Source organism: Streptomyces sp. NPDC037273 (assembly GCF_055603625.1).
The window spans coordinates 812,061-835,938 of the sequence record NZ_JBVJVO010000002.1 but is presented as its reverse complement, the minus strand read 5'-3'; the positions used below and the strand labels follow the sequence as shown (position 1 = coordinate 835,938).

The following is a 23,878-nucleotide window of genomic DNA, read 5'->3' as shown; positions in this document are numbered from 1 at the left end:
AGATCAGCCGACCAGCTGTTCGTATGCCGGGAGGGTCAGGAAGTCGGCGTAGTCGGCGTCGAGGGAGACGTGGAGGAGGAGGTCGTGGGCCTGCTGCCACTTGCCGGCCGTGAAGGCCTGCTCGCCGATCTCGGTGCGGATGGCGGCGAGCTCCTGGGCGGCGACTTCGCGGGCCAGCTCGGGGGTGGCGGTCTTGCCGTTCTCGAAGACGACGCCGGCGTTGATCCACTGCCAGATCTGGGAGCGGGAGATCTCGGCGGTGGCGGCGTCTTCCATGAGGTTGAAGATGGCGACGGCGCCGAGGCCGCGGAGCCAGGCCTCGATGTAGCGGATGCCGACCTGGACGGCGCTGACGAGGCCGTCGTAGGTGGGCTTGGCGTCGAGGGAGTCGATGGCGATGAGGTCGCCGGGGGCGACGGAGACGTCCTCGCGGAGGCGGTCCTTCTGGTTCGGCTTGTCGCCGAGGACGGCGTCGAAGGAGGCCATGGCGATGGGGACGAGGTCGGGGTGGGCGACCCAGGAGCCGTCGAAGCCGTCGCCGGCCTCGCGGTCCTTGTCGGCCTTGACCTTCTCGAAGGCGACCTTGTTGACCTCGGCGTCCTTGCGGGACGGGATGAAGGCCGCCATGCCGCCGATGGCGTGCGCGCCGCGCTTGTGGCAGGTGCGGACGAGGAGTTCGGTGTAGGCGCGCATGAACGGGGCCGTCATCGTGACCGCGTTGCGGTCCGGGAGGACGAACTTGGCGCCGCCGTCACGGAAGTTCTTGACGATGGAGAAGAGGTAGTCCCAGCGGCCGGCGTTGAGACCGGCGGCGTGGTCGCGGAGCTCGTAGAGGATCTCCTCCATCTCGTACGCGGCCGTGATGGTCTCGATGAGGACCGTGGCGCGGACGGTGCCCTGGGGGATGCCGACGTAGTCCTGGGCGAAGACGAAGATGTCGTTCCAGAGGCGGGCCTCCAGGTGCGACTCGGTCTTCGGCAGGTAGAAGTAGGGGCCCTTGCCGAGGTCGATCAGACGCTGGGCGTTGTGGAAGAAGTAGAGACCGAAGTCGACGAGCGCGCCGGGCACCGGGCGTCCGTCGAAGGTGAGGTGACGCTCCTCCAGGTGCCAGCCGCGGGGGCGCATGACGACCGTGGCGAGCTGGTCGGCGGGCTTGAGGGCGTACGACTTGCCGGAGCGCGGGTCGGTGAAGTCGATGTTCCGCGTGTAGGCGTCGATCAGGTTGACCTGGCCGAGGACCACGTTCTCCCACGTCGGGGCGGAGGCGTCCTCGAAGTCGGCGAGCCAGACCTTCGCGCCGGAGTTGAGCGCGTTGATCGTCATCTTGCGGTCGGTCGGGCCGGTGATCTCGACACGGCGGTCGTTCAGGGCCGCCGGGGCCGGCGCGACCTTCCAGGAGTCGTCGGCGCGGATCGCGGCGGTCTCCGGCAGGAAGTCCAGGGTGGACGTGCGGGCGATCTCGGCGCGGCGCTCCGCCCGGCGGGCGAGGAGCTCGTCCCGGCGCGGGGTGAACCGCCGGTGCAGTTCGGCGACGAAGGCCAGGGCGGCCTCGGTGAGCACCTCCTCCTGACGCGGGAGGGGCTCGGCATCGACGACGGCCAGGGGGGACGGCGCGGGTGCGGACATGAACTGTCACTTCCTTCGCGGACTTCACGGGCGGTGCCAGGCGGCCGCCGGGCGTCGCGCGGGACGGCACGGAGTGCCGCGGGCGCCGGGATACGGCCGCAAGCGCCTTCTGAACGAGCAGGCGCTTCTGAACAGTGGATACTAGTTTCCTCATGGTGGAAGTTCAATGGTTTGTTGATGTCGAGATTCTCCGGATCGACACAACATGGCGCTCGGTGCCAAGCCGTTCACTCCAGGTGCGACAGGTCCGCCTCCGTGTCGATGTCATAGGGCTCGGCCACATCCGAACAGTCCACCGGCGTGATCGCATCCCGGTGCGCCGCCAGATAGTCCCGCGCGCCCCGGTCGCCCACCGCGCCCTCGGCGATCCCCGCCCAGTGCCGCGCGCCGAACAGCACCGGATGCCCGCGCCGCCCGTCGTACGAGGCCGCCGCCAGCGAATCCCGCGAGGTGTACGCCGCACGCACCCGCGCCACCGCCTCCGCCCCGATCCCCGGCTGGTCCACCAGGGACACCAGTGCCGCGTCCACGCCCCGCGGGTCCGCCGCCAGCGACGCGAGCCCCACCCGCAGCGAGGAGCCCATGCCGCCCGGCCACTCCGGGTTCTCCACCACCACGCACCCGGCCAGCTCCGCCCGCTCCCGTACGGTCTCGGCCGAGGCGCCGAGGACGACGTGGATCACCTCGCAGCCGGCCTCCCGCAGGACGCCCAGCGCGTGCTCGATCAGCGGCCGGCCGCGGTGGGTCAGGAGTGCCTTGGGGCGCCCCCCGAGCCGCCGGCCGCCCCCGGCGGCGAGGAGGAGTCCCGCGACGAGCGGAGGCCGGTCTTCAGCAGTAGTTGTCATGCGGACTGCATACCGCATCAGGCGGAATGACACGGTCGCCTGAATTCCGTCCACCAAGGGTGGCGCGCCGGGGTGGCGAAGGAGTTAACTGGCCCGCGGCTCACGGCACCCGACCGTCGTCCGGCGGGTCCGTTCGGAGTGTTCGTCGTACGGAGTTCTGCGCACAGTGTCGTGCGGGGGGAGAACCATGTTGCGAAGCGTGGGGCAGAGGCGAGTGACCGGCGAGGGTGTGGACCCCAGGGTGGCCGAACTGCGGTCCGCCGTGTCCCGGCTCAGGCGCGAACTGGCGGGCCACCGGGCCGAGTTCGCCGATCGTGCCATCGCCGAGGACGAGCTCGCCGCGCTCGACGCCATGGCCCTCAGCGGCGCCCCCGAGGTACGGCGCCTCCGCCGCTCCCTCCTCCTCGTCGCCGGCTCCGTCGGCTCGGTCAGCGCCCTCGCGGAGGCCCTCGCGGGCGTCCGCCGCGCCGTCGAGCTCTTCGGCCCGCCGCCCGCGCCGCCCGGCGCCTGAGCGGTCGGCCCCGGTCCGGCGTCCGTGCGTCCTGGGAAAAGCGATTGCCCCAGGTGAGCGGCTCGCGTTGGCTGGACCGATGACCGAACTGCGTACCGAACGACTCACCATCCGCCGCTGGCGGGACTCCGACCTCGCACCGTGGGCGGCGATGAACGCCGACCCCGAGGTACGGGAGCACCTGGGCGCCACGCTGACCCGCGAGCAGAGCGACGCCTCCGTCGCCCGGTTCCTCGCCGACTTCGACCGGCGCGGCTTCGGATGGATGGCGGTCGAGGTACGGGACACCGGCGAGTTCGTCGGCTTCGCGGGGCTCGACGAGGTGGACGACTGGGCGCCGTTCACCGGCGTGGAGATCGGCTGGCGGCTCGCCCGTACGGCCTGGGGGAAGGGGTACGCCTCCGAGGCCGCCCGCGCGGTCCTCGCGCACGGCTTCGACGACCTGGGGCTCCCCGAGATCCTCGCCGTGACGACGGCCACGAACGTCCGCTCCCAGGCCGTGATGCGCCGGATCGGCATGACCACCGACCCGGCCGACGACTTCGACGACCCCACCGAGCCCGAGGGCCCGCTGCGCCCGAACGTCCTCTACCGCATCGCCGCGCCCGCCAGGGACTAGCGCCGGATCAGCCGGCGGGCCGTCGCCGCCGCGACCGCGGCCGTGCGGGAGTCGACGCCGAGCTTGGCGAAGATGTGGACCAGGTGGGACTTGACGGTGGCCTGGCTGAGGAAGAGGGCCTTGCTGATCTGCTGGTTCGAGAGGCCTTCGCCGACGAGCTGGAGGACTTCCAGTTCGCGCTTGGTGAGGGCCTCGGCGGGGGTGCGCATGCGGTCCATGAGGCGGTGGGCCACGGCGGGGGCGAGGGCGGACTGGCCGGCCGCGGCGGTGCGGACCGCGGCGGCGAGTTCCTCGGGCGGGGCGTCCTTGAGGAGATAGCCGGAGGCGCCCGCCTCCACCGCCGCGAGGATGTCGGCGTCCGTGTCGTACGTGGTGAGGACCAGCACCTTCGGCCCGGCCGGGACGGCCGTGATCGCGGCCGTGGCCTCCGAGCCGTGCATGCCGGAGCCGAACTGCAGGTCCATGAGGACCACGTCCACGCCCCCGGCGGCGGCCAGTTCCACCGCGCGTTCGGCCGTGGCGGCCTCGGCGACGACGGTGAAATCGGGTTCCGTGTCGAGGACGGCGCGCAGCCCGGCCCGTACCACCGGGTGGTCGTCCGCGAGGAGCAGGCGGATGGTCATGCCGGGACTCCCGTCGGGAGGGCGGGGCGGAGGGTCATGCGGAGGCTCCAGCCGGGAGGGGGAGGGAGACGGCGACGGCGGTGCCCTGGCCGGGCGCGGACTCGACGGTGAAGGTGCCACCGAGGGACTCGGCGCGTGAGCGCATCGCGGGCAGGCCGAAACCGGCGTCGGAAGAGGGCCGGACGGAGCCGGGTTCGAAGCCGGTGCCGTCGTCGACGACGTCCAGGGTGACGGAGGCGTCCATGAAGGACAGGGTGATCTCGGCCCGTGAGGCCGAGGCGTGGCGCACCGTGTTCGCGAGCGCCGACTGCGCGATCCGCAGCAGCGCCACCTCGTACGGGGTGGGCAGTTCGACCGGCGTACCGCTCATGGTGAAGCGCACCCGGGGGCCGGCCGTGGGGGTGCCAGGGCCCGGCCGTCCCGGTTCGCAGAGCCTTTCGAGGGCGGCGGCGAGGGAGCCGTGCTCCAGGTCGGGGGGAGAAAGGGCGCGGACGAAGCGGCGGGCCTCGGCGAGGTTGTCCTGGGCGGCCCGGCGGGCGGCGTCGATGTGGCCGGCGGCGGGGGAGCCGGGGGGCAGCGCGCGTTCGGCGGCGCGCAGCAGGAGCTGGATGGAGGAGAGGCCCTGCGCGAGGGTGTCGTGGATCTCGCGGGCGAGGCGCTCGCGCTCGGCGAGGGTGCCCGCGTGGCGTTCGGCCGCCGCGAGCTCGGCCCGTGTCTCGATCAGCTCCTCGATGAGCCGGCGCCGCCGCTCGCTCTCGCGGTAGAGGGCCTGGTAGCCGAGGACGGTCGCGACGGCGACGGCCCCGCCGAGTAGCGGGCCGATGAAGACGCCCGGATTGAGCGGGGCGCCGTGGCCCACGTACGAGACGATCGCCGCGACCGCCGTGAGCGCGACCGCCGGGAGGGACCAGCGGACGGGCAGCAGGTGCAGCTGGAGGAAGTAGAGCGGGAAGGCCAGCCAGAGCGCCTCCGGGGTGAGGAGGAGCAGCACGAGCCACGAGGCGGCCAGGGCGCCGAGCCAGAGGGCGGCGGCCCGCTGGGAGCTCCGCACGGACGGCAGGTAGGACCCGGCGGCGTAGACCGCGCCCGTGACGACCGCCATCGCCGTACCGGCGGCCGAGTGCGCCCGTACCGCCGCGAGCACGAGCAGGCCCGCCATGAGGAGGTGCAGGCAGAGGCGCAGGGCGCGGAGGGCGGGGGTCAACGAGCGGGGGTCCATGATTCCTTCAGGGTAGACACCGGGCGACATTCCGGACTCAACCGAAAGTTTGATTGCGGAGCCATCCGTGGCGCGATGCCCGCCGGGCACCCCGCGGACCACCCTGGTCAGCATGTTCGTGGCATGGAGAGACCTGAGATTCGCCAAGGGGCGGTTCGCGCTGATGGGGACCGTGATCGTGCTGATCACGCTGCTCGTCGGGCTGCTGTCGGGGCTGACGGCCGGACTCGCGCGGGAGAACATCTCCGCGATCACCGGGCTGCCCGCCGACCGGCTGGCCTTCGCGGCGCCGCCCGCGGGGCAGTCGGTCTCGTTCACCAATTCGGTGGTGACGCGGGAGCAGTGGCAGCGGTGGGCGGGGCAGCCCGGTGTGACCGAGGCCGACCCGATCGGCATCCGTACGCTCAACGCCGCGGCCGGTGACCGCACCGCCGCCGTCTCCGCCTTCGGCACGGAGCCCGACGCGGGTATCGCCCCCGCGCCCGCCGGCACCGGCAAGGTCGTCCTGTCGGAGTCGGCCGCGGAGGAACTGGGCGTGAAGGCGGGCGACGCCGTGCGCCTCGGCCCGCTGGAGGTCACCGTCGCCGCGGTGTCCGGCGACGCCTCGTACAGCCACACCCCGGTGGTGTGGACCTCGCTCGACGACTGGCAGAAGCTCGGCCACAGCGGCACGACCCCGCAGGAGCAGGCCACCGTCATCGCGCTGAGCGCGGGCGACGGCGGCACGGACTGGGCGGCCGGCGACAAGGCGGCCGGGACGGAGGCGCGGACGATCGACGACGCCCTCACCGCCATAGGGTCCTACCAGGCCGAGAACGGTTCGCTCCAGCTGATGCGCGGCTTCCTGTTCGCCATCTCGGCGCTCGTCATAGGGGCCTTCTTCACCGTCTGGACCATCCAGCGCAGCGGTGACGTCGCCGTCCTCAAGGCGCTCGGCGCCTCCACCCCGTACCTCCTGAAGGACGCGCTCGGCCAGGCCGTGCTCATGCTCACCGCGGGCACGCTGCTCGGCACCGGGCTCGCGGTCGGCATCGGCGCGCTGGTCAGCGGCGGGAACGTGCCCTTCGTCCTGGAACCGCTGACGGTGCTCGGACCGGCCGCCGTGATCGTCGTCCTCGGTGTCCTCGGCGCCGCGCTGTCCATCCGGCGGATCACCGCCGTCGACCCCCTCACCGCCCTCGGGAGCGCCCGATGAGTCTCGTCCTCGACGCCGTCACCCTCACCTACCCCGACGGCGACGGCCGGCTCACCGCCCTCGACGCCGTCTCCCTCGACGTCCCCGCCGGCACGCTCACGGCCGTCGTCGGGCCCTCCGGCTCCGGCAAGTCCAGCCTCCTCGCGGTCGCCGCCACCTTGGTCACCCCGGACGAGGGCCGCGTCGTCGTCGCCGGTACGGACACCGGCGCGCTCGGCCCGGCCGCCAAGGCGGAGCTGCGGCGCGAGCACATCGGGATCGTGTTCCAGCAGCCGAACCTGCTGCCCTCGCTCAGCGCGGCTGAGCAGCTCCAGGTGATGGCCCACCTGTCGGGACGTCCGCCCAAGGCGGTACGGGGCCGGGCCCTCGAACTCCTCGACGCGGTCGGCCTCGCCGACCAGGCCCACCGGCGGCCGCACCAGCTGTCCGGCGGCCAGCGCCAGCGCGTCAACATCGCCCGGGCCCTGATGAACGAGCCGTCCGTGCTCCTCGTCGACGAGCCCACCAGCGCCCTGGACCACGAGCGGGGCGCTGCGGTCATGGACCTCCTCGCCACCCTGACCGCCGAGCGCGGTACGGCGACGGTCCTGGTCACCCACGACCGCACCCACCTGGCCCGCACGGACCACACGGTGACGGTGCGGGACGGGAGGGTGACGGAGGCCGTGACGACCTGACCTCCGGCGTACGCGAGGGCGCCCGGAACCGTGCGGTTCCGGGCGCCCTCGCGGCGTGTGCGGCGGGGTTCAGCCCTGGCCGTTGCCCGAGGTGTTGGCGAGGGCGGCGGAGAGTTCGCGGGCGACTTCCTGGAGGATCGGGACGATCTTCTCGGTCGCGGCCTCGGTGACGCGGCCCGCGGGGCCCGAGATGGAGATGGCCGCGGCGGTGGGGGAGTCCGGCACGGAGACCGCGAGGCAGCGGACTCCTATCTCCTGCTCGTTGTCGTCGACGGCGTAGCCGGTCTCGCGGACGGCGACGAGCGCGTCGAGGAAGCCCTCAGGGGTGGTGATGGTCTTCTCGGTGGCGGCCGGCATGCCGGTACGGGCGAGCAGCGCGCGCACCTCGTCCGCCGGGGTGTGCGCCAGGAGCGCCTTGCCGACGCCGGTCGAGTGCGGCAGCACGCGGCGGCCGACCTCGGTGAACATGCGCATGGAGTGCTTGGACGGCACCTGCGCCACGTACACGATCTCGTCGCCGTCGAGGAGGGCCATGTTCGCCGTCTCGCCGGTCTCCTCGACGAGCCGCGCCAGGTAGGGGCGGGCCCAGGTGCCGAGGAGGCGGGCGGAGGACTCGCCGAGCCGGATGAGGCGGGGGCCGAGCGCGTACCGTCGGTTGGGCTGCTGGCGGACGTAGCCGCAGGCGACCAGGGTGCGCATCAGGCGGTGGATGGTGGGCAGCGGGAGTCCGCTGCTGGCGGAGAGCTCGCTCAGCCCGACCTCGCCCCCGGCGTCGGCCATCCGCTCCAGGAGGTCGAAGGCACGCTCAAGGGACTGGACGCCACCGCTCGCGGCGGAGGGCTTGGCGGCGTCGGTGGTGCTGGCGCTGGACGTCGGCACGTCAACGGTCCTTTCGAGGCAGGCGGGCAAGGCAGCAGCCTACCGGGCCACCGGCCGGGGCACATGGTCACGGGCCGGGCGTACGGGCCGGTCAGGGGGTGTTTGTCCGGTGTCGTCGAGGGCCCGGCGGGTTCCGGGTCCGCCCCGCATGTGCGGAGCTACGTTCTACTGTACGGAATTTCCATTCCACTTCGTGGAAACGTCCAAGACGGGTTCGCCGACGGCCGATGCTGGAAGTGTGCCCTTGACGACATGTCGTCCGGAAGTGAAGACTCCTTCAACAGTTCGTTGAATTTTCTCAGCCCGAAGTGCTTGAAGAAGGGGTACGGGTGGACGTCAACCTGGTCCTGCGCTCGACACGCGTCATCACCCCCGAGGGGACGCGCCCGGCGTCGATCGCCGTCTCCGGAGGGACGATCGCGGCCGTGCTGCCCTACGACGCCGAGGTGCCCGCCGGGGCCCGGCTCGAGGACGTCGGCGACGACGTCGTCCTGCCCGGACTCGTCGACACCCACGTCCACGTGAACGACCCCGGCCGCACCGAGTGGGAAGGCTTCTGGACCGCCACCCGCGCGGCCGCCGCCGGCGGCATCACCACGCTGATCGACATGCCGCTCAACTCGCTGCCCCCGACCACCACCGTGGAGCACCTCCGCGTCAAGCAGGAGGTCGCCCGCAGCAAGGCCCACATCGACGTCGGCTTCTGGGGCGGCGCCCTGCCCGACAACGTCAAGGACCTGCGGCCCCTCCACGACGCCGGCGTCTTCGGCTTCAAGTGCTTCCTGTCGCCCTCCGGCGTCGACGAGTTCCCCCACCTCGACCAGGAGCAGCTGGCCACCTCGCTCGCCGAGATCTCCGGCTTCGACGGCCTGATGATCGTGCACGCCGAGGACCCCCACCACCTCGACGCCGCACCCCAGCGCTCCGGCGGCGCGTACGCCGACTTCCTCGCCTCCCGCCCCCGGGACGCCGAGAACACCGCCATCGAGAACCTGGTCAACCAGGCCCGCAGGCTCAACGCCCGCGTCCACGTCCTGCACCTGTCCTCCTCCGACGCGCTGCCGCTCATCGCCGCCGCCAAGGCCGAGGGCGTCAAGATCACCGTCGAGTCCTGCCCGCACTTCCTCACGCTCACCGCCGAGGAGATCCCGGACGGCGCCACCGAGTTCAAGTGCTGCCCGCCCATCCGCGAGGCCTCGAACCAGGACGCGCTGTGGCAGGGGCTCGCGGACGGCACGATCGACTGCATCGTCTCCGACCACTCCCCGTCCACCGCGGACCTCAAGACCCCCGACTTCGCCTCCTCCTGGGGCGGCATCTCCTCCCTCCAGCTCGGCCTGCCCGCCATCTGGACCGAAGCCCGCCGCCGCGGCTTCGACCTTACCGACGTCGTCCGCTGGATGTCCGAGGCCCCCGCCCGCCTCGCCGGACTGGGCCGCAAGGGCGCCATCGAGGCCGGCCGCGACGCCGACTTCGCCGTCCTCGACCCCGACGCCACCTTCACCGTCGACCCGGCCGAGCTCCACCACCGCAACCGCGTCACCGCCTACGCCGGCAGGACCCTCAGCGGCGTCGTGACCTCCACCTGGCTGCGCGGCGAGCGGATCGCCGACCACGGCACCCTCGCCGAACCCTCCGGCCGCCTCCTCGAAAGGAACAACTGACGTGTCGTCGCTGCGTATATCTCCTCTGGCCAGCTTCACCGGTGACGCCAGCCCCTACGGCGGCGGCGACCCGTACGCCGACTACCGGACGGCCGACTTCCCCTTCACCCAGTACGCCGACCTCGCCGACCGGCGCCTCGGCGCGGGCGTGATCGCCGCCAACGACGAGTTCTTCGCCGAGCGCGAGAACCTCCTCAAGCCCGAGGCCGCCGAGTTCGACCCCGAGCACTTCGGCCACAAGGGCAAGATCATGGACGGCTGGGAGACCCGCCGCCGCCGTGGCGTCTCCGCCCAGCAGCCGCACCCCACCGAGGACGACCACGACTGGGCCCTCGTACGCCTCGGCGCCCCCGGCGTCGTCCGCGGCATCGTCGTCGACACCGCCCACTTCCGCGGCAACTACCCGCAGGCCGTCTCCGTCGAGGCCGCCTCCGTCGCCGGCTCGCCCTCGCCCGACGAGCTCCTCGCCGACGACGTGAAGTGGACGACGCTCGTCCCGCGCACCGCCGTCGGCGGCCACGCCGCCAACGGCTTCGCCGTCGACGTCGAGCAGCGCTTCACGCACCTGCGCGTCAACCAGCACCCCGACGGCGGCATCGCCCGCCTCCGCGTGTACGGCGAGGTCGCCCCCGACCCTGCGTGGCTCGGTGTGCTCGGCACCTTCGACCTCGCGGCCCTGGAGAACGGCGGCCAGGTCGAGGACGCCTCCGACCGCTTCTACTCCCCCGCCACCAACACCATCCAGCCGGGCCGCTCCCGCAAGATGGATGACGGCTGGGAGACCCGCCGCCGCCGCGACAAGGGCAACGACTGGATCCGGTACGCGCTCGTCGCCGAGTCCGAGATCCGCGCCGTCGAGATCGACACCGCCTACCTCAAGGGCAACAGCGCCGGCTGGGCCGCGCTCTCCGTCGCCGCCGAGGGCTCCGAGGACTGGACCGAGATCCTGCCCCGCACCCGCCTCCAGCCCGACACCAACCACCGCTTCGTCCTCGACACCCCGGCCGTCGGCTCCCGCGTCCGCATCGACATCTACCCGGACGGCGGCATCTCCCGCCTCCGCCTCTTCGGCTCCCTCACGGAGGCCGGCACGGCGCGCCTCACCGCCCGCCACCAGGAGCTCGGCGGCTGAGCCACCGACCTCCCCGAGCCGGCGCACCCCCTGTGCCCCGGCTCCCCTGAACTGGGCGGGCACGACACCCCGCCCGGCCCGCGAGGGCGCCACCGGCAAGACAGCACCGGTGGCGCCCTCGCGCACCCTTTTCCGGGATCGTTCGAGCGTTACGCCGCGTGGCCGCCGTCCACCGAGAACTCGGCGCCCGTCACGTAGCGGCCTTCCGGGCCGGCGAGGAAGGCGACCATGGAGGCGACGTCCTCAGGGGTGCCGAAGTGGCCGAGGGCGGTCATGGCGGCCTGGTTCTGGGCGTACGGGCCGTCGGCCGGGTTCATGTCGGTGTCGGTGGGGCCCGGGTGGACGATGTTGGCCGTGATGCCGCGCCCGCCGAGCTCCCTGGCCAGTGCCTTCGTCAGGCCGGTGAGGGCCGCCTTGCTCATCGTGTAGAGCGTTCCGCCGGGGCCGGGGACCCGCTGGGTCATGCAGGTGCCGATCGTGATGATCCGGCCGCCGTCGGGGAGGCGGGTGGCGGCCGCCTGGGTGGCGAGGAAGGCCGAGCGGACGTTGACGGCGAGGACGCGGTCGACGTCGGCGAGGGTGAGGGCCTCCAAGGGGCCCAGGACGCCGACGCCGACGTTGTTGACCAGGACGTCGAGGCGGCCGAGGGCGTCCGCCGCCCAGGCCACCGCGCCCGCCGCGTCGCCGGCGTCGGCCGCGTCGGCGCGCAGCGGCAGGGCCTTGCGGCCGGTCGCCTCGATACGCGCGGCGACCTCCTTGGCGCGGGCCTCGTCCTGGACGTAGGTGAAGGCGACGTCGGCGCCTTCCCGGGCCAGCCGTACCGCCGTGGCGGCGCCGATCCCGCGGCTGCCGCCCGTCACCAGGACCGCCGTGCCGTTCATCGTGGACATCCCGAAACCTCCGTGAGAAGTGCCAATTGGTTGCGGGTTCAATGAAAGTCGGCGGGGCGCCGGGGCGCTGGCACGAATCGGACGCCGAGCCGGGTGATGCCGCGTGCACCGATGAGTTCCGTCGGGCGGTGGAGTCGGAAGGGGTGGGACACGATGGTCCGGAGAAGAGAAAGGGCATCCCTCATGGCCACCCTCAGCCTCACCCAGTTCCTCACCCTCGACGGCGTGATCCAGGCGCCCGGTGGTCCCGAGGAGGACCGCGACGGCGGGTTCGAGCACGGCGGCTGGTCCGTGCCGTACGGCGACGAGGACTTCATGCGGCGGATCACGGAGATCTTCGCCAGGCCGACGGCGTTCCTGTTCGGCCGCCGCACGTACGACATCTTCGCGGGCTACTGGCCCCGGCACACCGACCCGGACGACCCGGTCGCCACCAAGCTCAACGCCCTCCCGAAGTACGTCGCCACGACCACGCTGGACACCGCCGACTGGGCGGGGACCACGCTGCTCAAGGGCGATGTGGTGCGGGAGGTGGCCGCGCTGAAGGAGAGCGTGGACGGCGAGATCCAGATGCACGGGAGCGCCGGTCTCGCCAGGACGTTGCTCGACCACGACCTCATCGACACCCTCCACCTGCACGTCTTCCCCGTGGTCCTGGGGACGGGGCGCCGGCTGTTCGGCGACGGGGTCCGCCCCACCGCCTTCCGGCTCACCGAGGCGAGCGTGACGGGAGCGGGCGTCGCGCTCCACACGTACGAGCTGGCCGGACGCCCGGCCTATGGGAGCTACTGATCCCGGCCGGGGAAAGGTGTAGCCGCCACGGGCCCGTCCGGGTACGGTGATCGCTCCGAGTGTGAGCCGTCGAAGTCTCCACCCCACCCAGACAGTTGGAGACCGGCAGCAATGTCAGCTTCGTCGGCGATCGCCGCACCCGTGTCCCTCGACGGCCCGCGCCGGGCCTGGCTCACCGATCTGCCCGTGCTGCTCGTGGCCGTGGTCTGGGGTGCCAGCTACCTCGCGGCCAAGGGCATCACGACCACCCACACCGTCATCGCGGTGCTCGTGCTGCGGTTCGCCGTGGTCCTGCCGGTCCTCGTGGCCGCCGGGTGGCGCAGGCTGCGGGCGCTGAGCGCGGCCCAGTGGCGGGGCGCGGCGACGCTAGGACTGATCCTCAGCGGGATCTTCCTCCTGGAGACGTACGGGGTCGTCCACACCTCGGCCACCAACGCGGGCCTGATCATCAGCCTCACGATGATCTTCACGCCGCTGGCGGAGGCCGCCGTCACCAGCCGTCGGCCGCCCCGCGCCTTCCTCGCCGCCGCCGCGCTCTCTGTGGCGGGCGTGGTGCTGCTCACCCAGGGCGGTGGGTTCACCGCCCCCTCGCTCGGTGACCTGCTCATGCTGCTCGCCGCCCTCGCCCGTACGGTGCACGTCCTCGCGATGTCCCGGATCAAGGCCGTCGAGTCGGCGGACTCGTTGTCCCTCACGACCGTCCAGCTCGGCTCGGCCGTCGCCGTGTTCGCGGTCATCGCGGCCGTCCCCGGCACGGGGGCCTCGCCCTGGGCCGTGGCGCTCGACTTCGGGCCGCGCGAGTGGGCCGGGCTGCTGTTCCTCTCCGTCTTCTGCACGCTCTTCGCGTTCTTCGTGCAGATGTGGGCGGTCCGCCGCACCTCCCCGTCCCGGGTCAGCCTCCTCCTCGGCACGGAGCCGCTCTGGGCCGCCGCCGCCGGCATCGCCGTCGCGGGCGACCGCCCCGGCGTCCTCGGACTCGCGGGCGCGGTCCTCGTCCTGGCCGGCACCACCTGGGGCCGCCGCGCCGCCGACGCGACGACCGCGAACTGAGGCCGTACGGACGTGAGCCGGGGCCGTGCGGACGCGAGTCGATCCGTACGGCCCCGGCCGCGGCGTTCAGGACTTCGGGACGCGGTCCGACGCGATCATGATGACCAGGCCGAGGACCGCGATCACGATGTTGGCGAACACCTCCCGTCCCTCCAGGAACCACACGTGGTCGGTGAGGAAACGGGTGAGTCCCATCAGCCCGAACCAGCCGTCCGTCAGCTCGCGGATCACCCCGCAGACGCCGAAGACGGTGAGCAGGAAACCGGTGACCTCCAGAAATCGCTTCATGGAACGATCATGAGCGGGGCGGGGGACCGGCCGCGTCCGCCGAGGGTCCACGGCAACCCCTACCGAAGTATCGACCCGCGCGACTTCGGTAGCGTCCGGGCTCCTCGTACCGGCTGAGGGGCGCCAGGTCCGCATACATTGCGGATATGACTCGTACGGACCGGCAGCGCTGGCTGTTCCCCTCCCACCTGGTCGCATCGGGCGGGAGCGGGGCGGCGCGGCCCCGCCGAACCGCCCGCGACTGGGTCGTCGACACCTCGCTGTTCCTCCTCGCCGCGTTCGTCGGGCTGCTCGCCGCCGACGCGAGCGCGCAGTACACCAGCGAGACCGTCACGCTCCTCGACCAGCTCGCCGGCGCCGCCGCCTGCTGCGCCCTCTGGCTGCGCCGCCGGTGGCCCGTGGGGCTGGCCGTCGCGCTCGCCCTGGTGAGCGTCGTGGCCCCGGTCGCGGCCGGCGCCCTCCTGGCGAGCCTGTTCAGCGTCGCCGTACGCCGCCCGTTCCGCGAGGTCGCGTGGATCGGGGGGCTCGCCGTCGCCGCCTCCGTCGTCCAGGTGTTCATCCGCCCCGACCCGACCATCAACGTCGGCGTCGCGCTCGCCCTCGGCTTCGTCCTCATCCTCCTCGTCACCGCCTGGGGCATGCTCGTCCGCTCCCGGCGCCAGCTCGTCGAGGCCCTGCGCGAGCGGGCCCGGCGCGCCGAGGCCGAGGCCGAACTGCGGGCCGCGCAGGCCCAGCGGCTCGCCCGCGAGGCCATCGCCCGCGAGATGCACGACGTGCTCGCCCACCGGCTGACCCTGCTGAGCGTCCACGCGGGCGCCCTGGAGTTCCGGCCCGACGCCCCGCCCGAGCAGATCGCCCGCGCCGCCGGGGTCATCCGGGACAGCGCCCACGAGGCGCTCCAGGACCTCCGCGAGATCATCGGCGTCCTGCGGGCCCCCGGCGAGAACGGGGACGGCGACCGGCCCCAGCCGACCCTGGTCACCCTCGACGCGCTCGCCGCCGAGTCCCGCGAGGCCGGTGCGGACGTCGTCCTCGACATCGGCGTCGACGACCCCGCCGCCGTCCCCGCCTCCACCGGCCGCACGGCCTACCGCATCGCCCAGGAGGGCCTCACCAACGCCCGCAAGCACGCGCCGGGAACCAAGGTCACCGTCACCGTCCGGGGCCGCCGCGGCGAGGGCCTCACCATCGGTGTCCACAACCCGGCCCCCTCGGGCCCCGTCCCGCACGTCCCCGGCTCGGGCCAGGGGCTCATCGGCCTCACCGAACGCGCCACCCTCGCCGGCGGGCGGCTCGACCACGGACCGGACCCCGAGGGCGGGTTCGCCCTGCACGCCTGGCTACCGTGGCCCGCATGACCATCCGGCTGCTCATCGTCGACGACGACCCCCTGGTCCGCGCGGGCCTCACCCTGATGCTCGGCGGCGACGACCTGGAGATCGTCGGCGAGGGCGCCGACGGCGCCGACGTCCCCGAACTCGTCGCCCGGCACGCCCCGGACGTCGTCCTGATGGACATCCGGATGCCCCGGGTGGACGGGCTCACCGCCACCGAGCGCCTGCGCGCCCGGCCCGGCGCCCCCGAGGTCGTCGTCCTGACCACCTTCCACGCCGACGAACAGGTGCTGCGCGCCCTGCGGGCCGGCGCCGCCGGCTTCGTCCTCAAGGACACCGCGCCCGCCGAGATCGTCGCCGCCGTCCGCCGCGTCGCCGCCGGCGACCCGGTTCTCTCCCCGGCCGTCACCCGCCAGCTCATGAGTCACGTCGCCGGCGCCCCCGAACAGTCCAAGAACGTCCTCGCCGCCGAACGCCTCGCCCGGCTCGCCGACCGCGAACGGGAAGTGGCCGTCGCCGTCGGCCACGGCCGCTCCAACGCCGAGATCGCCGCCCAGCTCTACATGGGCGTCCCGACGGTCAAGGCCCACGTCTCCCGCATCCTCGCCAAACTCGACCTCAACAACCGTGTCCAGATCGCGCTCCTGGTCCACGACGCCGGTCTGCTGGACCAGGACGAGAACGGCCAGTCGGATAGTCTGACGTGATGTCCGTCATCGAACTGGGGGAGTACGGCGCGGACTTCACCGCGAACCCGTACCCCTACTACGCGAAGCTCCGTGAAGCCGGCCCCGTGCACGAGGTACGGATGCCGGACGGCTACCAGTTCTGGCTGGTCGTCGGCCACGAGGAGGGGCGCGCGGCCCTGGCCGACCCGCGCCTCGCCAAGTCCCCGTCCGTCATCGGCGTACGGCCGCCGGAGGAGGACATCATCGGCGTCCACCTCCTCGCGGCGGACGCCCCCGACCACACCCGGCTGCGCCGCCTGGTCACGGCCGAGTTCACCGGCCGCAGGGTCGAGAGCCTGCGGCCCCGCATCGAGCGGCTCACCCACGAACTCGCCGACGCGATGGAACCGGCGGGCCGCGCCGACCTCGTCGACGCCTACGCGTTCCCGCTGCCGATCACCGTCATCTGCGAACTCCTCGGGGTGCCCGCCGAGGACCGCGACACCTTCCGGCACTGGTCGCACGAGCTCGTCGTGCCGACCGGCGAGCGGGGCATCCAGGAGGCCCTCGAAGGCTTCGGCGGCTACCTCGACGAGCTCATCGAGGACAAGCGGGCGGCGGGACCCGCCGACGACCTGCTCTCCGGCCTCATCGCCGCCCGCGCCGAGGACGGCGACCGGCTCTCCGGACCCGAACTCCGGGCCATGGCCTATCTGTTGCTCATCGCGGGGCACGAGACCACCGTCAACCTGATCTCCAACACCGTCCGCAACCTGCTCACCCACCCCGAGCAGCTCGCCGCCCTGCGCGCCGACCCGGACCTCCTCGACGGCACCATCGAGGAGTCCCTGCGCTACGACGGACCGGTGGAGACCGGCACCTTCCGCTTCACCCGGGAGCCCGTCACCCTCGCCGGCACGACCATCCCGGCGGGCCAGAGCGTCCTCGTCGGCATCGGCGCCCTCGACCGCGACCCCGCCCGCTTCCCCGACCCCGACCGCTTCGACATCCGCCGCGACACCCGGGGCCACCTCGCCTTCGGCCACGGCATCCACTACTGCCTGGGCGCCCCGCTCGCCCGCCTGGAGGGCCGGATCGCCCTCCGCACCCTCCTCGACCGCTTCCCCCGCCTCGAACTCGACCCCGAGGGCGCGCCCTGGGAATGGCTCCCCGGCCTCCTCATGCGAGGCGTCCGCGGCCTCCCGGTCCGCTGGTGACCCGCCAGGGCCCGCCTCAGGGGACGTCCACCCGGACCGGCCGCCGTTCCCGGCGCGAGCGTTCGCAGGCCTCGGCGACGCGGAGGGCGGCGAGGGCCTCACGGCCGTCGCAGGGGTTGGCGGCCTCGCCGCGCACGAGGCGGAGGAAGGCGTCGAGTTCGGCCTCGTACGCGGGGCCGAACCGGTCGAGGAAACCCGGCCAGGGCTTGCCGGGCGGGGGAGGGCCCTGCGGTTCGAGCGAGGTGAGCGGGGCCCGCTCGTCCAGGCCCACCACGAGCTGCTCCCGGTCGCCGGCCAGCTCCATCCGCACGTCGTACCCGGCGCCGTTGCACCGGGTTCCCGTCACGGTCACGAGGGTGCCGTCGTCCAGGGTGAGGAGGGCGGCGGCGGTGTCCACGTCGTCCGCCTCGCGGAACATCGAGGGCCCGGCGTCCGAGCCCGTCGCGTACACCTCGACGACCTCGCGGCCGGTGACCCAGCGGACGATGTCGAAGTCGTGCACCAGACAGTCCCGGAACAGACCGCCGGAGAGCGGCAGGTACGCGGCGGGCGGCGGCTCCGGGTCGGAGGTCACCGCCCGCACGGTGTGCAGCCGGCCGAGCCGCCCCGACCGCACCGCCTCGCGCGCGGCCCGGTACCCGGCGTCGAAGCGGCGCATGAACCCGAGCTGGAGCTCCGTCCCCGCGGCCGACACCGCCGCCAGCGCCGCCGTCGTGCCCGGCACGTCCAGGGCGATCGGCTTCTCGCAGAACGCCGGGAGACCCGCACCGGCGGCGCGGGCGATCAGCTCCGCGTGCGCCGCCGTCGCCGAGGCGATCACCACCGCGTCCAGCGCGTGCCCGAGGAGCGCGTCCACGTCCGGTGCGGCCTCGGCGCCGAGCGCCCCCGCGACCCCGGCCGCCCGGGTGGCGTCCGCGTCCGCCACGACCAGCGATCCGACCTCGGGATGGCGGGCCAGCACACCCGCGTGAAAGCTCCCGATCCGTCCCGTACCGATGAGTCCGATGCGCATGCCCCCACCGTGGAGGCGGCCCGCACGGGTGTCAAGGATTTGTCAGGACAACAGGACGTCACGACTTCCCGTCATGCGCTTCCTGTCCCCCGCGCCCCGGGGCTACGCTCCCCCCGTGTCCAAGCAGTCCGGTTCCGCCCTGCCCCCGCTCTCCGTGGACCGCAGCAGCCCGGTCCCGCTCTACTTCCAGCTCGCCCGGCAGCTGGAGAGTGCCGTGGAGAACGGGACACTGGCCCCCGGCACCCTGCTCGGCAACGAGATCGACCTCGCCACCCGCCTCGGCCTCTCCCGCCCCACCGTCCGCCAGGCCATCCAGACCCTCGTCGACAAGGGCCTCCTGGTCCGCCGCCGGGGCGTCGGCACCCAGGTCCTGCCCAGCAGGGTCAGGCGCCCGCTCGAACTCAGCAGCCTCTACGACGACCTCGACGCGGCGGGACAGCGCCCCGCGACGCGCGTCCTCGTCAACCGGCTCGAACCCGCCACCGCGTCCGTCGCCGCCGCCCTCGGCGTACCCGAGGGGAGCGAGGTCCACTACCTGGAACGGCTCCGCACCGCGCACGGCGAACCCATGGCGTACCTGCGCAACCACCTGCCCGCCGGGCTCATCGCCCCCGACACCGCGCTCCTGGAGACCACCGGCCTCTACCGCGTGCTCCGCTCCGCCGCGCTCACCCTGCACAGCGCCCGGCAGTCGATCGGCGCCCGCGCCGCGACCGCCGCCGAGGCCGCGCTCCTCGACGAGCCGGTGGGCGCCCCGCTCCTCACCATGGAGCGCACCACGTACGACGACACCGGCCGGGCCGTCGAGTACGGATCCCACCTCTACCGGGCCGCCCGCTACTCCTTCGAGTTCCGTCTGATGGTCCGTCCGTAGCCACTCAAGGGGGCCCCTCACCAGCGCCAGGACCCGCATGACCGATACTGCAATGCACGCAGAAGGACACAAAGGAGGGCACGGCCTCGTGACCAGGTTCCGGACCGGAGGGGTACGCGCCGTCATCGGCGCCGTGCTCGCGCTCACACTCACAGGGGCGCTCGCGGGGTGCAGCAGCACCGGCGGAAAGCGCGCGGAGGACGCCCGCAAGGCCGCCGCCGAGGCGCGGGGCCGGGCGGCCGTCGACACCCCGAAGTGGACCTTCGCCATGGTCACCCACTCGGGAGACGGCGACACCTTCTGGGACATCGTCCAGAACGGCGCCAAGCAGGCCGCGGCCAAGGACAACATCAACTTCCTCTACGCCCACAGCGACGAGGCACAGCAGCAGGCGCAGCTGATCGACTCGTACGTCGCCAAGGGCGTCGACGGGCTCATCGTGACCCTCGCCAAGCCCGACGCCATGAAGGCCGCCGTCGAGAAGGCCGTCAAGGCCGGCATCCCGGTGATCACCGTGAACTCGGGCGCCGAACAGTCCAAGGCCTACGGCGCCCTCACCCACATCGGCCAGGACGAGACCGTCGCCGGCGAGGCCGTCGGCGAGGAACTGGACAAGCGCGGCAAGAAGAAGGCCCTCTGCGTCCTGCACGAACAGGGCAACGTCGGCCACGAGCAGCGCTGCGCCGGCGCCAAGAAGACCTTCGGCGGCGAGCTCGTCAACCTCTACGTCGACGGCACCAACATGCCCGACGTCAAGGCGTCCATCGAGGCCAAGCTCCAGTCCGACAAGGCCATCGACGCCGTCGTCACCCTCGGCGCCCCCTTCGCCGACGCCGCCGGACAGGCCGCGAAGAGCGCGGGCAGCAAGGCCGAGATCGACACCTTCGACCTGAACGCCAAGGTCGCCACCGCCCTCCAGGCCGGCACCCTCGGCTTCGCCGTCGACCAGCAGCCCTACCTCCAGGGCTACGAGGCCGTCGACCTGCTCTGGCTCTACCGCTACAACGCCGACGTCCTCGGCGGCGGCAAGCCGGTCCTCACCGGCCCCCAGATCATCACCAAGGACGACGCCGCCGCGCTCGTCGGCTACGCGGAGCGGGGCACCCGATGAGCTCCACCGCCCCGCCGTCGGACGGTGTCGACCACGTCGACGAGCGACTCCTGCGGACCACCCCGCTGAAGAAGCTGCTCGCCCGGCCCGAGCTCGGCTCGGTCGTCGGAGCCGTCGCCGTCTTCGTCTTCTTCTCCGTCGTCGCCGACAGCTTCCTGCGCGCCTCCAGCCTCGGGACCGTGCTCTACGCGGCCTCCACCATCGGCATCATGGCCGTGCCGGTCGCCCTGCTGATGATCGGCGGCGAGTTCGACCTCTCCGCCGGTGTGATGGTGACCAGCTCGGCGCTGATCTCCTCGATGTTCAGCTACCAGATGACCGCGAACGTCTGGGTCGGCGTCGGCGTCTCGCTGCTCGTCACCCTGGCCATCGGCGTCTTCAACGGCTTCATGCTGACCCGCACCAAACTGCCCAGCTTCATCATCACGCTCGGCACCTTCCTCATGCTGACCGGCCTGAACCTGGGCCTCACCAAGCTGATCAGCGGCACCGTCTCCACCAAGACCATCGCCGACATGGAGGGCTTCGACTCCGCGCGCAAGCTCTTCGCCTCGCAGCTGACCATCGGCGGCGTCGAGTTCAAGGTCACCATCCTCTGGTGGTTCGGCCTCGTCGCCCTCGCCACCTGGATCCTGCTCCGCACCCGCTTCGGCAACTGGATCTTCGCCGTCGGCGGCGGCGCCGACGCGGCCCGCGCGGTCGGCGTCCCCGTCTACCGCACGAAGATCGGCCTCTACATGGGCGTGGCCTTCTGCGCCTGGATCTCCGGCCAGCACCTGCTGTTCTCCTTCGACGTCGTCCAGTCGGGCGAAGGCGTCGGGAACGAACTCATCTACATCATCGCGGCCGTCATCGGCGGCTGTCTGATCACCGGCGGATACGGCTCCGCCATCGGCTCCGCGGTCGGCGCCCTCATCTTCGGCATGACCAGCAAGGGCATCGTGTACGCCGAGTGGAACCCGGACTGGTTCAAGTTCTTCCTCGGCGCGATGCTGCTGCTCGCGACGCTCCTGAACGCCTGGATCCGCAAGCGCGTGGAGGCCACCAAGTGACGACCGAGACCGCCGCCCCGCTGGTCGAGCTGACCGACGTCAGCAAGTACTACGGCAACATCCGCGCCCTCGAAGGGGTCTCCCTCGAGGTCCGCGCGGGCGAGATCACCTGTGTCCTCGGCGACAACGGCGCCGGCAAGTCCACCCTCATCAAGATCGTCGCCGGGCTGCACCGGCACGACGCCGGCACCTTCCGCATCGAGGGCGAGGAGGTCACCCTCGCCAACCCGCGCGACGCCCTCGACCGGGGCATCGCCACCGTCTACCAGGACCTCGCCGTGGTCCCCCTCATGCCGGTCTGGCGGAACTTCTTCCTCGGCTCCGAGCCCACCAAGGGCTCCGGCCCCTTCAAGCGGCTCGACGTCGGCCTGATGCGCACCACCACCCGCGAGGCGCTGCTCCGCATGGGCATCGACCTCCGCGATGTCGACCAGCCCATCGGCACCCTCTCCGGCGGCGAGCGCCAGTGCGTGGCCATCGCCCGCGCCGTCCACTTCGGCGCCAAGGTCCTCGTCCTCGACGAGCCGACCGCCGCGCTCGGCGTCAAGCAGTCCGGCGTCGTCCTGAAGTACGTGGCCGCCGCCCGTGACCAGGGCCTCGGCGTCGTGCTCATCACCCACAACCCGCACCACGCCTACCTCGTCGGCGACCGCTTCGTCCTCCTCAAGCGCGGTGTCATGGCCGGCAGCCACACCAAGGACTCCATCACGCTGGACGAGCTCACCCGCCAGATGGCCGGCGGCACCGAGCTGGAGGACCTCCGCCACGAACTGGAGCGGCCCTCGGCGACATAACGACAGCACGGCCCCCTCACCCCCCACCTGGCAGAATCGGAACCGATGAGTACCTACCGCGACCTCACCCACCGGGGATCGGCCAGAGGCACCGTCCTGCGGACCGTCGGCACCCGGGAGCGGCGCTCCCACCTGACCGCGCCCCGCGTGCCGACCGTCGGCATCGACATCGGCGGTACGAAGGTGATGGCCGGTGTCGTCGACGCCGACGGCAACATCCTGGAGAAGATCCGCACCGAGACCCCCGACAAGTCCAAGAGCCCCAAGGTCGTCGAGGACACCATCGTCGAACTGGTCCTCGACCTCTCCGACCGGCACGACGTGCACGCCGTCGGCATCGGCGCGGCCGGCTGGGTCGACGCCGACCGGGCCAGGGTCCTCTTCGCCCCGCACCTCGCCTGGCGCAACGAGCCCCTCCGCGACTCCCTCCAGGGCCGCCTCGCCGTCCCCGTCATGGTCGACAACGACGCCAACACCGCCGCCTGGGCCGAGTGGCGCTTCGGTGCCGGACGCGGCGAGGACCACCTCGTCATGATCACCCTCGGTACCGGCATCGGCGGCGCGATCCTGGAGGACGGCCAGGTCAAGCGCGGCAAGTACGGCGTCGCCGGCGAGTTCGGCCACATGCAGGTCGTCCCCGGCGGCCACCGCTGCCCCTGCGGCAACCGCGGCTGCTGGGAGCAGTACAGCTCGGGCAACGCGCTGGTCCGCGAGGCCCGCGAGCTGGCCGCCGCCGACTCCCCGGTCGCCTACGAGATCATCGAGCGGGTCAAGGGCAACGTCCCCGACATCACCGGACCCCTCATCACCGAGCTGGCCCGCGAGGGCGACGCCATGTGCGTCGAGCTGCTCCAGGACATCGGCCAGTGGCTCGGCGTCGGCATCGCCAACCTCGCCGCCGCGCTCGACCCCTCCTGCTTCGTCATCGGCGGTGGCGTCTCCGCCGCCGACGACCTCCTGATCGGCCCCGCCAGGGACGCTTTCCGCCGCCACCTCACCGGCCGCGGCTACCGCCCCGAGGCCCGCATCACCCGCGCCCAGCTCGGCCCCGAGGCCGGCATGGTCGGCGCCGCCGACCTCGCCCGGCTCGTCGCCCGCCGCTTCCGCCGCGCCAACCGGCGCCGGGTGGAGCGGTACGAACGGTACGAGCGCTACGCCCAGGCCCTGCGCAACGGGACCTCGGGCCGGGCCCCCCGTACCCCCGAGGACCCCCCTTCATGACCGTGCCCCACCAGTCCACCCCGCCGCGCGACCCCCGGGCGAAGCTGCCCGAGGACCGCCGGCACATGATCCGGCGCCGCTGGCTGACGGCCGTCATCATCGTGCTGCTCGTCGGCATCCCCGCCGGCTACCTGGTCATCTCGGCCGGCCAGAGCCGCGACAGCGGCCGCGACAAGGAACGCGAGTCGTCCGCGGCCGGCCTCCAGGCGAACTGGCCCTCGCAGATGAAGCGCCGGGTCTTCGAGGTCCCGATCCCCGCCGGCTCCTGGGACGTCGCCTACTACGAGACCAGCAACTGGAAGACGAGCCGGCTCTACGTCCAGTTCACCACCACCGCCACCGGCCTCGACACCTTCCTCGCCGAGTCCGGCACCAGCCGCGCCCGCCTCGTCCCCGGCGGCGTCACCGTCGGCGAACGCGACGCCGAGATCGCGGGCTGGACCTTCGACCCCACCGCGACCTGGGCCGGCACCACCGTCGACCGCGAGGAACCGCGCCCCGACACCGATATCACGGTCGACCTGACCGACCCGGCCTTCCCCCGGGTCTACGCGGTCTCGACGACCAGCCCCTGACCCCGGACGG

25 protein-coding genes are annotated in these 23,878 nt (G+C 72.7%); 17 read left to right on the top strand and 8 right to left on the bottom strand.

The genetic code is table 11. The annotated features are described in order from the left end of the window. Positions 1-3: 3 nt before the first annotated feature. Together aceB and ACZ7G1_RS08995 are read right to left on the bottom strand one after the other, a co-directional pair. Complete coding sequence (gene aceB / locus ACZ7G1_RS09000; protein ID WP_470880717.1) at positions 4-1,626, bottom strand: malate synthase A; 1,623 nt, start codon at positions 1,624-1,626, stop codon at positions 4-6. Positions 1,627-1,853: 227 nt separating this feature from the next. Then, positions 1,854-2,471 carry a nucleotidyltransferase family protein gene (locus tag ACZ7G1_RS08995; RefSeq protein WP_470880718.1) on the bottom strand — a complete coding sequence of 206 codons (618 nt, stop codon included), beginning with the start codon at positions 2,469-2,471 and terminating at the stop codon, positions 1,854-1,856. Between the two features lie 187 nt (positions 2,472-2,658). On the opposite strand from ACZ7G1_RS08995, the gene ACZ7G1_RS08990 reads away from it, so the two are divergent. Continuing rightward, positions 2,659-2,982, top strand: coding sequence for a DUF5955 family protein (locus ACZ7G1_RS08990; RefSeq protein ID WP_470880720.1), 324 nt, complete (start codon positions 2,659-2,661; stop codon positions 2,980-2,982). A gap of 79 nt (positions 2,983-3,061) precedes the next feature. Continuing rightward, positions 3,062-3,601: a GNAT family N-acetyltransferase gene (locus ACZ7G1_RS08985; RefSeq protein WP_470880722.1), complete on the top strand. Its 540-nt coding sequence runs from the start codon at positions 3,062-3,064 to the stop codon at positions 3,599-3,601. On the opposite strand, the gene ACZ7G1_RS08980 is transcribed toward ACZ7G1_RS08985, so the two are convergent. Both ACZ7G1_RS08980 and ACZ7G1_RS08975 read right to left on the bottom strand, forming a co-directional pair. Continuing rightward, entirely contained in the window at positions 3,598-4,224 is a 627-nt protein-coding gene (locus ACZ7G1_RS08980; protein ID WP_470880724.1) for a response regulator, read from the bottom strand. The genes ACZ7G1_RS08985 and ACZ7G1_RS08980 overlap by 4 nt on opposite strands. 34 nt (positions 4,225-4,258) lie before the next feature. Next, positions 4,259-5,443 carry a sensor histidine kinase gene (locus ACZ7G1_RS08975; RefSeq protein WP_470880726.1) on the bottom strand — a complete coding sequence of 395 codons (1,185 nt, stop codon included), beginning with the start codon at positions 5,441-5,443 and terminating at the stop codon, positions 4,259-4,261. Positions 5,444-5,555: 112 nt separating this feature from the next. Between ACZ7G1_RS08975 and ACZ7G1_RS08970 the strand changes: the two genes are divergently transcribed. Both ACZ7G1_RS08970 and ACZ7G1_RS08965 read left to right on the top strand, forming a co-directional pair. After that, a complete protein-coding gene (locus ACZ7G1_RS08970; protein ID WP_470880727.1) occupies positions 5,556-6,638 on the top strand; it encodes an ABC transporter permease in 1,083 nt (360 codons plus the stop codon). Further along, complete coding sequence (locus ACZ7G1_RS08965; protein ID WP_470880729.1) at positions 6,635-7,315, top strand: ABC transporter ATP-binding protein; 681 nt, start codon at positions 6,635-6,637, stop codon at positions 7,313-7,315. The genes ACZ7G1_RS08970 and ACZ7G1_RS08965 overlap by 4 nt, the downstream gene beginning before the upstream one ends. Positions 7,316-7,384: 69 nt before the next feature. Here the strand turns inward: ACZ7G1_RS08965 and ACZ7G1_RS08960 are convergent, their stop codons facing one another. Then, complete coding sequence (locus ACZ7G1_RS08960) at positions 7,385-8,194, bottom strand: IclR family transcriptional regulator (protein WP_470873375.1); 810 nt, start codon at positions 8,192-8,194, stop codon at positions 7,385-7,387. A 329-nt stretch (positions 8,195-8,523) separates the two neighbouring features. Between ACZ7G1_RS08960 and allB the strand changes: the two genes are divergently transcribed. Together allB and alc are read left to right on the top strand one after the other, a co-directional pair. Then, positions 8,524-9,858 carry an allantoinase AllB gene (gene allB / locus ACZ7G1_RS08955; RefSeq protein WP_470873377.1) on the top strand — a complete coding sequence of 445 codons (1,335 nt, stop codon included), beginning with the start codon at positions 8,524-8,526 and terminating at the stop codon, positions 9,856-9,858. Between the two features lies 1 nt (position 9,859). Further along, positions 9,860-10,990 carry an allantoicase gene (gene alc / locus ACZ7G1_RS08950; protein WP_470873379.1) on the top strand — a complete coding sequence of 377 codons (1,131 nt, stop codon included), beginning with the start codon at positions 9,860-9,862 and terminating at the stop codon, positions 10,988-10,990. A gap of 149 nt (positions 10,991-11,139) precedes the next feature. Here the strand turns inward: alc and ACZ7G1_RS08945 are convergent, their stop codons facing one another. Next, positions 11,140-11,880, bottom strand: a complete 741-nt coding sequence (locus tag ACZ7G1_RS08945; RefSeq protein WP_470873380.1) for an SDR family oxidoreductase — start codon at positions 11,878-11,880, stop codon at positions 11,140-11,142. A gap of 183 nt (positions 11,881-12,063) precedes the next feature. Between ACZ7G1_RS08945 and ACZ7G1_RS08940 the strand changes: the two genes are divergently transcribed. Beyond that, entirely contained in the window at positions 12,064-12,672 is a 609-nt protein-coding gene (locus tag ACZ7G1_RS08940; RefSeq protein WP_470873382.1) for a dihydrofolate reductase family protein, read from the top strand. Positions 12,673-12,783: 111 nt separating this feature from the next. Next, positions 12,784-13,722, top strand: coding sequence for a DMT family transporter (locus tag ACZ7G1_RS08935; protein WP_470873383.1), 939 nt, complete (start codon positions 12,784-12,786; stop codon positions 13,720-13,722). Between the two features lie 66 nt (positions 13,723-13,788). Here the strand turns inward: ACZ7G1_RS08935 and ACZ7G1_RS08930 are convergent, their stop codons facing one another. After that, on the bottom strand, positions 13,789-14,010 hold the full coding sequence (locus ACZ7G1_RS08930; protein WP_470873385.1) for a hypothetical protein: 222 nt from the start codon (positions 14,008-14,010) through the stop codon (positions 13,789-13,791). Positions 14,011-14,156: 146 nt separating this feature from the next. Between ACZ7G1_RS08930 and ACZ7G1_RS08925 the strand changes: the two genes are divergently transcribed. From ACZ7G1_RS08925 to ACZ7G1_RS08915, 3 genes are read left to right on the top strand one after another with little or no spacing between them, the layout of a single operon-like run. Further along, on the top strand, positions 14,157-15,368 hold the full coding sequence (locus ACZ7G1_RS08925) for a sensor histidine kinase (protein WP_470873386.1): 1,212 nt from the start codon (positions 14,157-14,159) through the stop codon (positions 15,366-15,368). Continuing rightward, positions 15,365-16,051, top strand: coding sequence for a response regulator transcription factor (locus tag ACZ7G1_RS08920; protein WP_470873387.1), 687 nt, complete (start codon positions 15,365-15,367; stop codon positions 16,049-16,051). Before ACZ7G1_RS08925 ends, ACZ7G1_RS08920 begins: the two co-directional genes overlap by 4 nt. Then, complete coding sequence (locus ACZ7G1_RS08915; protein ID WP_470873388.1) at positions 16,051-17,229, top strand: cytochrome P450 family protein; 1,179 nt, start codon at positions 16,051-16,053, stop codon at positions 17,227-17,229. Before ACZ7G1_RS08920 ends, ACZ7G1_RS08915 begins: the two co-directional genes overlap by 1 nt. A 16-nt stretch (positions 17,230-17,245) precedes the next feature. On the opposite strand, the gene ACZ7G1_RS08910 is transcribed toward ACZ7G1_RS08915, so the two are convergent. Further along, entirely contained in the window at positions 17,246-18,241 is a 996-nt protein-coding gene (locus tag ACZ7G1_RS08910; protein ID WP_470873390.1) for a Gfo/Idh/MocA family protein, read from the bottom strand. Between the two features lie 154 nt (positions 18,242-18,395). Here ACZ7G1_RS08910 and ACZ7G1_RS08905 point away from each other — a divergent pair, with 154 nt between their 5' ends. The 6 genes from ACZ7G1_RS08905 to ACZ7G1_RS08880 all read left to right on the top strand — a co-directional run bounded on the left by ACZ7G1_RS08905 (position 18,396) and on the right by ACZ7G1_RS08880 (position 23,868). Then, complete coding sequence (locus ACZ7G1_RS08905) at positions 18,396-19,115, top strand: GntR family transcriptional regulator (protein WP_470873895.1); 720 nt, start codon at positions 18,396-18,398, stop codon at positions 19,113-19,115. Positions 19,116-19,203: 88 nt separating this feature from the next. Beyond that, a complete protein-coding gene (locus ACZ7G1_RS08900) occupies positions 19,204-20,226 on the top strand; it encodes a sugar ABC transporter substrate-binding protein (RefSeq protein ID WP_470873392.1) in 1,023 nt (340 codons plus the stop codon). Continuing rightward, on the top strand, positions 20,223-21,278 hold the full coding sequence (locus ACZ7G1_RS08895) for an ABC transporter permease (protein WP_470873393.1): 1,056 nt from the start codon (positions 20,223-20,225) through the stop codon (positions 21,276-21,278). The genes ACZ7G1_RS08900 and ACZ7G1_RS08895 overlap by 4 nt, the downstream gene beginning before the upstream one ends. Further along, positions 21,275-22,072, top strand: coding sequence for an ATP-binding cassette domain-containing protein (locus ACZ7G1_RS08890; RefSeq protein WP_470873394.1), 798 nt, complete (start codon positions 21,275-21,277; stop codon positions 22,070-22,072). Before ACZ7G1_RS08895 ends, ACZ7G1_RS08890 begins: the two co-directional genes overlap by 4 nt. 45 nt (positions 22,073-22,117) lie before the next feature. Then, a complete protein-coding gene (locus tag ACZ7G1_RS08885) occupies positions 22,118-23,293 on the top strand; it encodes an ROK family glucokinase (RefSeq protein WP_470873395.1) in 1,176 nt (391 codons plus the stop codon). Then, complete coding sequence (locus tag ACZ7G1_RS08880; RefSeq protein ID WP_470873397.1) at positions 23,290-23,868, top strand: hypothetical protein; 579 nt, start codon at positions 23,290-23,292, stop codon at positions 23,866-23,868. Before ACZ7G1_RS08885 ends, ACZ7G1_RS08880 begins: the two co-directional genes overlap by 4 nt. Positions 23,869-23,878: the final 10 nt, after the last annotated feature.

Bases quoted from the DNA above. Each gene is read 5' to 3' on its own strand.
- aceB (WP_470880717.1), bottom strand. From the start codon at position 1,626: ATGTCCGCACCCGCGCCGTCCCCCCTGGCCGTCGTCGATGCCGAGCCC.
- ACZ7G1_RS08995 (WP_470880718.1), bottom strand. From the start codon at position 2,471: ATGACAACTACTGCTGAAGACCGGCCTCCGCTCGTCGCGGGACTCCTC.
- ACZ7G1_RS08990 (WP_470880720.1), top strand. From the start codon at position 2,659: ATGTTGCGAAGCGTGGGGCAGAGGCGAGTGACCGGCGAGGGTGTGGAC.
- ACZ7G1_RS08985 (WP_470880722.1), top strand. From the start codon at position 3,062: ATGACCGAACTGCGTACCGAACGACTCACCATCCGCCGCTGGCGGGAC.
- ACZ7G1_RS08980 (WP_470880724.1), bottom strand. From the start codon at position 4,224: ATGACCATCCGCCTGCTCCTCGCGGACGACCACCCGGTGGTACGGGCC.
- ACZ7G1_RS08975 (WP_470880726.1), bottom strand. From the start codon at position 5,443: ATGGACCCCCGCTCGTTGACCCCCGCCCTCCGCGCCCTGCGCCTCTGC.
- ACZ7G1_RS08970 (WP_470880727.1), top strand. From the start codon at position 5,556: ATGTTCGTGGCATGGAGAGACCTGAGATTCGCCAAGGGGCGGTTCGCG.
- ACZ7G1_RS08965 (WP_470880729.1), top strand. From the start codon at position 6,635: ATGAGTCTCGTCCTCGACGCCGTCACCCTCACCTACCCCGACGGCGAC.
- ACZ7G1_RS08945 (WP_470873380.1), bottom strand. From the start codon at position 11,880: ATGTCCACGATGAACGGCACGGCGGTCCTGGTGACGGGCGGCAGCCGC.
- ACZ7G1_RS08940 (WP_470873382.1), top strand. From the start codon at position 12,064: ATGGCCACCCTCAGCCTCACCCAGTTCCTCACCCTCGACGGCGTGATC.
- ACZ7G1_RS08935 (WP_470873383.1), top strand. From the start codon at position 12,784: ATGTCAGCTTCGTCGGCGATCGCCGCACCCGTGTCCCTCGACGGCCCG.
- ACZ7G1_RS08930 (WP_470873385.1), bottom strand. From the start codon at position 14,010: ATGAAGCGATTTCTGGAGGTCACCGGTTTCCTGCTCACCGTCTTCGGC.
- ACZ7G1_RS08925 (WP_470873386.1), top strand. From the start codon at position 14,157: ATGACTCGTACGGACCGGCAGCGCTGGCTGTTCCCCTCCCACCTGGTC.
- ACZ7G1_RS08920 (WP_470873387.1), top strand. From the start codon at position 15,365: ATGACCATCCGGCTGCTCATCGTCGACGACGACCCCCTGGTCCGCGCG.
- ACZ7G1_RS08915 (WP_470873388.1), top strand. From the start codon at position 16,051: ATGTCCGTCATCGAACTGGGGGAGTACGGCGCGGACTTCACCGCGAAC.
- ACZ7G1_RS08910 (WP_470873390.1), bottom strand. From the start codon at position 18,241: ATGCGCATCGGACTCATCGGTACGGGACGGATCGGGAGCTTTCACGCG.
- ACZ7G1_RS08895 (WP_470873393.1), top strand. From the start codon at position 20,223: ATGAGCTCCACCGCCCCGCCGTCGGACGGTGTCGACCACGTCGACGAG.
- ACZ7G1_RS08885 (WP_470873395.1), top strand. From the start codon at position 22,118: ATGAGTACCTACCGCGACCTCACCCACCGGGGATCGGCCAGAGGCACC.
- ACZ7G1_RS08880 (WP_470873397.1), top strand. From the start codon at position 23,290: ATGACCGTGCCCCACCAGTCCACCCCGCCGCGCGACCCCCGGGCGAAG.